General features: G+C 39.4%; 1 protein-coding gene and 1 pseudogene. Both read left to right on the top strand.

All coding sequences use genetic code 11. From position 1 onward, the window contains the following. Positions 1 to 585, top strand: a pseudogene (locus PX484_RS25250) (MlaD family protein); the annotation flags it as partial. A gap of 114 nt (positions 586 to 699) precedes the next feature. Next, entirely contained in the window at positions 700 to 1803 is a 1104-nt protein-coding gene (gene wecB / locus PX484_RS25245; protein ID WP_159253566.1) for a non-hydrolyzing UDP-N-acetylglucosamine 2-epimerase, read from the top strand. The last annotated feature ends 19 nt before the right edge of the window (positions 1804 to 1822 follow it).

The following is a 1822-nucleotide window of genomic DNA, read 5'->3' as shown; positions in this document are numbered from 1 at the left end:
TCCCAATTAGTCGCTAATCTCAATGCTGTTCTCAGCGAAAATCGGGGACAAATTGTTAATACTCTCGATAATATTAATCAAGCTAGTTTAGGTATTGGTAGTCTCGCTAATAATCTCAATAATACCGCCCTGAGGTTGAATGCAGGTTTAGATGAAATTGATACTAAACAAGTCATGCAAAATATCGAGACGATTTTGAATAACGCGGTGGAGACATCGAATAATTTACGAGAAATTACTAAAACTATTAACGATCCTGCTACAATAGTCCTGCTGCAAAAAACTCTCGAATCCGCTAGGGTGACTTTTGAAAATACTCAAAAAATCACCTCCGATATCGATGAGTTAATCGGTGATCCCCAATTTCGAGAGAATTTAAGACGTTTAATCGATGGCTTAAGTAATTTGCTTTCTTCTGGGGAACAATTAGAATATAATTTGCGTATCGCTCAAACTTTAGATACCATGACTCAAGAGTTAGCTAAACAAAAAGTTTTGACCATCTCTCGACCTTCTTTAAATCCTCAGCAAATGCAACTCTATCCCCAAGTTATTGTTCAACAAACCCCCACCGGTGAAAAATGACAAAACAGCACAATTCAATAGATTTTCATGGATCATTCAACAGTAATCAGTGAACTGAAAACTCACATCTGATAACTGATAACTGATAACTGATAACTGATAACTGATAATAATATGTCGAAATCAATTTGTATTACTCTTGGAACTCGTCCCGAAGCGATTAAATTAGCTCCCGTTATTCGTGCTTTTCAAGAATCGGAACAGTTTCAAACCCATGTAATTCTGACGGGACAGCATAAAGAAATGGTAGCGCAGGTGATGGAATTATTTGCTTTAAAAGCAGATGAAAATCTGGATATTATGCAAACCCGTCAAACCTTAACTGATATTACTTGCCGCAGTTTACGCGGTTTAGAAACAGTTTTTGAGCGCATAAAACCAGATTTAATTATTGTGCAAGGTGATACTACTACTGCTTTTGCTGCTGCTTTAGCGGCTTTTTATCAACAAATTCCTATCGCCCATGTGGAAGCAGGATTAAGAACTAATGATATCTATAATCCCTATCCCGAAGAAGCTAATCGCCGCCTAATTTCTCAACTGACTACCCTACATTTTGCTCCCACTACTTTAGCCGTGGAAAATTTACAAAAATCTGGGGTGACAGGAAATATTCACCACACCGGCAATACGGTTATTGATGCTTTATTAACCGTAGCCAAAACCGCGCCAGAATGTCAAATTGCGGGCTTAAATTGGTCAGATTATCGGGTTTTATTAGCCACGGTTCACCGCCGGGAAAATTGGGGCGAACCCTTACAGGATATTATCAAAGGATTCACTTTGTTGTTAGAAAAATATACCGATACAGCCCTATTATTACCCCTCCATCGCAATCCCACCGTCCGAGAACCAATACAGTCCGCTTTGGGCAATCATCCCAGGGTATTTTTAACTGAACCTCTCGATTATGCCGAGTTAGTGGGGGCGATTCAACGCTGTTATTTATTATTAACTGATTCTGGGGGCATTCAAGAAGAAGCCCCTAGTTTAGGAAAACCGGTTTTAGTATTGCGAGAAACCACGGAAAGACCGGAAGCAGTACAAGCGGGAACAGCGAAATTAATTGGTACTAATCCAGAGCAAATTTTAGCACAAGCGGGAGAATTATTAGGGGATAAAATCGCCTATGATCGTATGGCTAATGCAATTAATCCTTTTGGAGATGGACAAGCATCCCAAAGAATCCTCCAAATCGTCCAAGATTTTTTGGCTTAATCTATGACTACTTGGTTGG

The sequence above is a fragment of the Microcystis sp. M49636_WE2 genome (genome assembly GCF_030065375.1).
GTDB lineage: Bacteria > Cyanobacteriota > Cyanobacteriia > Cyanobacteriales > Microcystaceae > Microcystis > Microcystis aeruginosa_C.
This window is presented reverse-complemented; position numbering and strand designations above follow the sequence as displayed.